This window comes from Kitasatospora sp. NPDC036755, assembly GCF_040636595.1.
Taxonomy (GTDB): domain Bacteria; phylum Actinomycetota; class Actinomycetes; order Streptomycetales; family Streptomycetaceae; genus Kitasatospora.
Window position 1 is genome coordinate 23343 of sequence record NZ_JBEZUT010000072.1, and the last position, 6726, is coordinate 30068.

General features: G+C 75.6%; 6 protein-coding genes. 5 read left to right on the forward strand and 1 reads right to left on the reverse strand.

Translation table 11 applies throughout. The features are described 5' to 3' along the window. Positions 1-258 precede the first annotated feature (258 nt). A complete protein-coding gene (locus AB0E96_RS13765; RefSeq protein WP_359822546.1) occupies positions 259-1176 on the forward strand; it encodes a hypothetical protein in 918 nt (305 codons plus the stop codon). A 325-nt stretch (positions 1177-1501) separates the two neighbouring features. Here the strand turns inward: AB0E96_RS13765 and AB0E96_RS13770 are convergent, their stop codons facing one another. Then, on the reverse strand, positions 1502-1768 hold the full coding sequence (locus AB0E96_RS13770) for a zf-HC2 domain-containing protein (RefSeq protein ID WP_359822549.1): 267 nt from the start codon (positions 1766-1768) through the stop codon (positions 1502-1504). 55 nt (positions 1769-1823) lie between these two features. Between AB0E96_RS13770 and AB0E96_RS13775 the strand changes: the two genes are divergently transcribed. The 4 genes from AB0E96_RS13775 to AB0E96_RS13790 all read left to right on the forward strand — a co-directional run bounded on the left by AB0E96_RS13775 (position 1824) and on the right by AB0E96_RS13790 (position 6655). Continuing rightward, positions 1824-2387 carry a sigma-70 family RNA polymerase sigma factor gene (locus AB0E96_RS13775; protein ID WP_359822551.1) on the forward strand — a complete coding sequence of 188 codons (564 nt, stop codon included), beginning with the start codon at positions 1824-1826 and terminating at the stop codon, positions 2385-2387. A 285-nt stretch (positions 2388-2672) separates the two neighbouring features. Continuing rightward, positions 2673-4052 carry an MFS transporter gene (locus AB0E96_RS13780; RefSeq protein WP_359822553.1) on the forward strand — a complete coding sequence of 460 codons (1380 nt, stop codon included), beginning with the start codon at positions 2673-2675 and terminating at the stop codon, positions 4050-4052. Between the two features lie 109 nt (positions 4053-4161). Then, positions 4162-5496 (forward strand): cytochrome P450, encoded by a 1335-nt coding sequence (locus tag AB0E96_RS13785; protein ID WP_359822556.1) that lies wholly within the window; start codon positions 4162-4164, stop codon positions 5494-5496. A 214-nt stretch (positions 5497-5710) separates the two neighbouring features. Further along, entirely contained in the window at positions 5711-6655 is a 945-nt protein-coding gene (locus AB0E96_RS13790; RefSeq protein WP_359822561.1) for an isocyanide synthase family protein, read from the forward strand. The last annotated feature ends 71 nt before the right edge of the window (positions 6656-6726 follow it).

Sequence of the window (6726 nt, forward strand, 5' to 3'; positions counted from 1 at the left end):
TACGCACCGTACTGGGTGGTGCACATTTAGTGAGCACGGGAGTCGCGCTGTCAAACCGCCCCGATGGTCGTACGAGCAGTTGTTCGGCCCGACACGCCGGACGGCGGGCCGGGCCGAAGGCCACGCCGGCGCCCTGGCCGAGCGGCGATCCGGCCGCGCCGGCACAGGCCGCGGGACGGGCGGCCGGGCATGGTCTCACGGCACGGAACCGGCCAAGACCGGAGGGTGCGGTACGGGCCGGGCAGAGCGAGTGCGACGATGAGTGCCATCGTGATGACCGACCGGATCCGCCTGCTGCGCGCCGCGGTCTTCGCCGCGCTGTGCGTGGCGATGGCTGCCACCGCGCACGTCGCCATGGCCGGCTCCGGGGTCTCGCCGACGGTCCTGACCGGCGGCTTCGGGGCGGTCCTCGGACTGACCTGGCTGCTGGCCGGAAAGCAGCGCGGGCTCGGGGTGATCAGCCTCTGGATGATCGTGGCGCAGACCGCGCTGCACCAGCTGTTCGAGCAGGCCGGGGCGCTCTCCCGAGGGCCCGGCGGCCTCGGCCGACTCGCCACCACGGACTGGGCCACCCTCCTGCTCTGCAACCCCGACCGGGCAACCGGCGGGCTCTCCCCGGTCGAACTCGCGCGGATGGCGGGCATCGATCCGGACGTCCCGCCGAGCGCCGGCAGCCTGCGGCCGATCGCGGGTACGCACCACGGGGGCGCGGGCACGACCGCCGTGGACGCGGGCCTGCCCGGGATGACGGGGATGCCCGACGGCCCGCACGTGATGCCCGACGGAACGTTCCACGGCGCCCTTCCGGGCGCCGGGTCGTACGGCCCGGCGCAGGACGCGACGAGCGCACCGGCGCACGACATGGCGCACGGAATGTCCCACGGCATGTCGCTGGGGATGACCGCCGCCCACGTGCTCGCCGCGCTGGCCTGCGCGCTCCTGCTCTGGCGCGGTGACGCGGCGCTGGTCCGGCTCTTCGAGCTGCTGGGCGCGCTCGGCGCGGTGGTGGCGGGGGCGCTGCCGCTCCCGCTGCTGGCGCTCTTCGCGCGCCCCTTCGGCTACCGGGCGCCCACGCCGCCCCGCCCGGCCGCCGACCGGGCCCGGCCGACGCGTTCGGTGCTGCTGACGCATGCCGTGGTCCGGCGCGGTCCGCCGGCGTTCGCCCTCGCCTGCTGACGCGCCCGCCGCCCTCTTCCCGATCCTCCCGGCCGCCTCCGGCCGTCCGGGACGCTCCCGGCGGGCAGGTCGCCCTGCCGCACGGTCACGCCCAGCGTCGTCGTGCCGTCAGGGTGCGGGCCCGCGTCCGCCGCCGAATCCCCCAGGGGTCCGGCGCGCCGCGCGGCTGCCCATGGACGCCGACGGCGCCGCGCTGCGCGGCGCCGCCCCCCGCCTTTCCCCTCGGGACCATCCCATGTCTGACTTCGACGGCGCTCCGGCTCCGGCCGGCGCCCCCGTCCCACCGTTCACGCCCCTCCGGACGCGCCCGACCCGTCCACTCCGCCTATCGTTCGACGCCTCGCGGGTCGTCCGGACCGCGGCCTCCCGGCCGGTCCTCGCCCAGGCGGGCGAGCAGCCCGGCCGACCACTCGGGCGAGGGCCCGTCGGCGGCGCCCGCCCGTACCCGACCGCGCAGCCGTTCGGCCCGGGTCAGCCAGTCCCGGCAACCGGCGCAGCGCGCGACGTGCTTGTCCAGCCGGACCTCCGGCAGACCGCTCGGTTCACCGTCGAGCCGGGCGGACAGAGCGGTACGGAACTGCGCGCATCTCATACGACCATCGTCCCGCACGGCCGTGGCGCCGGGACCGGCCGGGTGGGGGGCCGCCGTGGATGACGAACAGCTCACCGCCCTGGCACTGACCGCCCGCTCCGGGCGGGCCGCCGACGTCGAGGCCTTCGTCCGGGCGACCCAGCGGGACGTCTGGCGCTTCGTCGCCCACCTGACCGACGTGCAGTCCGCCGACGACCTCGCCCAGGAGACCTTCCTGCGCGCGCTGCGCGGCCTGCCCTCGTTCGCGGGACGCTCCTCGGCCCGCACCTGGCTGCTGTCGATCGCCCGGCGCACGGTGATCGACCGGTACCGGATGGCGGCCTCCCGCCCGCGCTGTGCGGCGCTGCCGGACTGGCAGGAGGCGGCGGAGCGACAGGGCGGAGCGCCGACGGCCGGTTTCGAGGACGGCATCGCGCTGGACGACCTGCTGGACCGGGTGCCCGCCCAGCGGCGGGAGGCCTTCGTGCTGACCCAGGTGGTCGGCCTGAGCTACGCCGAGGCGGCCGAGGTCGCCGGCTGCCCCGTCGGGACCGTCCGGTCCCGGGTCGCCCGGGCACGGGAGGAACTGGTGGCACGCCTGCGCGCCGCCGAGGCCGGGGAACTCGCGACCGCCTGCTGAGTGACGGACGGGGGCGGCGGACGGCGGACAATCGACGACCGACAGCGAACAGATGACAGACGACAGATTTCGAAATCTGTCACCTGTTCGCTGAAAGTCGCCAGTCGCCTCCGGCCGACCGTCCCCGACCTCCCACCCCGGGCCTCTCCAACCTCCGCCGCCGCCGGCCGCGAAAAGAAATCCCCCAAGTGTTCGGAACCGGATCCCCCGCGCCACCGACTGCTGTACCGGACCCCGCCGCCGAGGCGGAGCCCGGTCCGGCAGCACGGGAGACGGAGGGACTTCATGACCGCGCAACCCACCCCGACCTCCCCACCCCTGACGGATCGTCAGCAACAGCCGGTCGACCGCTGGAGCCTCGTCGTCGCCGCCGGCCTGCTGTCCTTCGTCACGATGCTCGACATGAACGTGGTCAACCTCGCGCTCACCGACATCTCGGCCGGCCTGCACGTCTCCCCCGGGGTCGCCCAGTGGGCCGTGCTCGGATACCAACTCCCGCTCGTCGCCCTGTTGTTGCCCGCCGGTCGGTGGCTGGACCAGGTCGGCACCCGCTCGGCCCTGCTGCTCGCGGTCGGCTGCTTCGCCCTGTGCAGCGTGCTGGCCGCCTGCGCCCCGTGGGCCGGCTGGCTGATCGCCGCCCGGCTGTTCCAGGGCGCCTTCGGCGCGGTGCTCTTCGTCCTGATGCCGGTGCTCGCCGCGACCTCCGTCCGGCCCGAGCTGCGCGGCCGGGCGATGAGCGTGCCCGCGACCCTCGGCCCGCTGGGCGCCGTCACCGGCCCGGTGGTCGGCGGTCTGCTGCTGGACCACCTGGGCTGGCGGGCGATCTTCCTGGTGAAGCTGCCGGTCTGCCTGGCCGCCGTCCTGATCGTGCGGCGCCACGCCCCGCGCCGCGGCGGGCTGCGGCCGCCCGACCGGTCGTCGCTCGGCGACGCCGCGTTGATCGGCGCCGCGGTGGCCGCCGTCCTGCTCGGGCTCACCCTGGCCCCGAAGTCCCCACTGTGGCTGCTGCTCCTGCTGCCCGCCGTACCGCCGGTCCTGTTCTGGCTGCGCCGCCCGGGCGGGCGGCCGGTGGCCGAGGTGCTCCGGGCCGCCGGGACGGCCAGGGCCAATGCCTCGGTGCTCGCACTCGCCGCCGGTTTCGCGGCCTGTCACTACCTGCTCGCCCAGCACCTGCGCGGCCCCCGGGGCGAGAGCGCCACCGCCACCGCGCTCACCATGCTGGCGTTCCCGCTCGGCATGGTGCTGGCCGGCCGGGTCGGCGGCCGGCTCGCCGACCGCTGGGGCGCCCGCCCGACCGCCCTCACCGGCGCTGCCGTCACCACCCTCGGCCTCGCCCTTCTGGTCCCGCTGGACAGCGGCTGGTCCGCGCCCGAGATCGCCGCGCGGCTCGCCCTCGCCGGGGCCGGGATGGGCCTCAACGGCGGTCCCACCCAGGCCCTGGTGATGTCCTCCTCGCCGCCCGGGAAGCTCGCCACCGCCGGCTCCGCCGTCCAACTCGCCCGCAGCCTCGGCTTCGCGCTCGGCCCGGCCCTCGGCACCGCCGCCGCCCTGGCCGGGACCCGCGACACCCCCGGGACCCGCACCGGGATCGCCCTGGCCGCCCTCGTCGCGGCCACCGCCGTGGCCCTGCTCGCCCCGCACCGCCGCCGCGGCCCCGGATCCTGACCGCTCCACCACCCGCCACGTCCGCACTCCCGCACCCCCGCACCCCCGCGCAACGCCAAGCACTGCCACGCCACGCCACGCCACGCACCGAAGGACCGAAGGACCCCAGATGACCGACGCGACCACCGAACCGGCCGCCGCCACCGACGACGCCCCGCGCTGCCCGTACGGCCACGACGAACTCCCCTCCCCCGTCCCGCTGTACGGCCCGGCGTACAAGCGCGACCCCTACCCGCTCTACCAGCGGATGCGGGAGGCCGGACCGGTGCACCGGGTGGAGTTCCCGAGCGGCATCCACGCCTGGCTGGTCACCGGCTACCGGGCCGCCCACGCGACCCTCAACGACCCACGGCTCGGCAAGAACCACGCACTGGGCAACGACAATTGGCGCAGGCTCGCGTCGATCATGCCCGAGCCGCAGCACTCGCAGCTCCAGGTCCACCTGCTCCACCAGGACGCGCCCAAGCACACCTCGATGCGCCGGCTCGTGCTGGACGCCTTCGCCCCGCGCCGCGTGGAGTCGCTGCGCCCCCGGTTCCGGGAGCTGGCCGACGCCCTGGTGGACGAGCTGCCGGAGTCGGGTGGCGCGGACCTGGTGGCCGGCTTCGCGGCCCACTACCCCTTCCGGGTGCTCGCCGAAGTCATCGGCCTGCCCGCCGAGTTGGCGGAGCGCTTCGACCGGGACTGGGGCAAGGTGGTCCAGCCGGTCGGCCCGCAGGATCCCGGCCGCCCGGCGTACGAGGCGCGGCTGCGCGGCCTCCAGACGTACATCGCCGATGTCGTCGCCCGCAAGCGCGCCGACTGCCGGGAGCCCGGCTGGACGGCCCAGGAGGACCTGCTGGGACGGCTCGTGACCGCCCATGACGCGGGCGAGTTGAGCCGCGCGGAGCTCGACTCGATGGTGTTCCAGCTGCTCGTCGCCGGGCAGGAGCCGGTCACCAACCAGATCACCACCATGCTGGTCGCCCTGCTGCGCCACCCCGAGCAGCTCGCCCGGCTGCGCGAGGGCGTCGACGAGCCCGGCCGGATCGCCCGCGCGGTGGAGGAACTGCTCCGCCACGACGCCGCGTTCGAGCTCACCACCTGGCGGTTCTTCGCCGAGGACAGCGACCTGTTCGGCACCACCGTCCCGGCCGGCGACTCGGTGATCGTCTCGCTCTGCGCCGCCAACCGCGACGACGCGCAGTTCCCGGAGCCCGACGGCCTCGACCTCGACCGCACGCCGAACGCCCACCTCGCCTTCGGCCACGGTGTCCACTACTGCCCCGGTGCCGCACTGGCCCGGGCCGAGCTCCAGACCGCGCTCGCCACCCTGCTCACCCGGCTGCCCGGCCTGCGCCCGGCCGAGGTGCCCGGCGACGGCCTGGCGGACCTGGCCTGGATCCCCGCCGTCCTGGCGCGCGGGGTGAACCGGCTGCCGGTCGCCTACGACCGCCGCCGCTGACCGCTCCCGGGCGACCGGAGCAGCCGCCTCCGCCCGTCCCGTCCGCAGCCCGTACCGAACCGCCTTCCGTGGAGGACCCACCATGCCGCCCGTCGGCACCGCCCCTGCCGCCACCCCCGCGCCGCCCGCCACCGCTGCCACCCCTGCCACCCCTGCCGTCCCTGTCGTCCCTGCCGTCCTTGCCGGCATCACCGGCAGCGCCGCCACCCCCGGCATGACGGCCTTCCAGGACCGCCCCTCGGCCGAGCGGCTCGCCGCCCGCGTCCTCGGCCTGCTGCTGCCGCACCGGCGCGCCTCGGACCCGGAGTTCGACGCCCGCCCGGAGCACTTCCCGGTCCAGCTGGCACAGTTGGCGGACTTCATCGCCGCCGGCGAACCGATCGTGCTGTCCCTGCCCGGCTTCCCCTGCAAGTCGCCGAACCCGGCGAAGGTGCTAGGCCACCTGCCCGACGAGGGCGAACGGCTGTCGCTGACCTTCCTCGACGGGCTGTGCGCCGAGATCGGCCGCCTGCACGCACCCGGCGCCCGCATCCTGATCTGCTCCGACGGCCACGTCTTCGGCGACCTGATCAACGTCCCGGACGACCACATAGACGCCTATTCGGACGCCCTGACCGCCATGATCGCCCGCGAGGGCCTCACCCATCTCGACACCTTCGACCTGCGGGCCGTCCTCGGCGACCTCCCGTACGACGAGAAGCGCTCCCGGGTGCACGCCCGGTACGCGCCGAGCGTCGAGGAGTTGCGCGAACAGGTGCTGACCGAGGAGGAGACCCTGCGGCTCTACCGGGGCATCACCCGCTTCCTCACCGAGGACACCGTCGGCTTCACCGGCACCCGTTCCGCCCTTCAGCGGGAGTGCCGCCGCCGCGCCTACGGCGTGATCCAGCGCAGCCGGGCCTGGGGCGAGTTGATCGCCGAACACCACCCGCGCGCCGTCCGGCTCTCGATCCACCCGCAGCCGGCCGGGGCTTCCAAGTTCGGCATCCGGCTGCTGGCCGCGGCTGACTCCTGGACCACGCCCTGGCACTCCGCGGTGCTCCAGCATTCCCACGGTGAGCGGGAGTTGCTGCGCAGCGAGGAGGCCGCACGACTCGGCCGCCTGGTGCTGCGCGACGGCCGCCCGAGCCACTACGAGAGCCGCCAGGGCGTGTCCTAGGAACCGGACGGGGGGGAGGGTTGGGGGGGGGGGCGGCGCGGGGCCCCCCACCCCCCACCACCCCCCCCCAC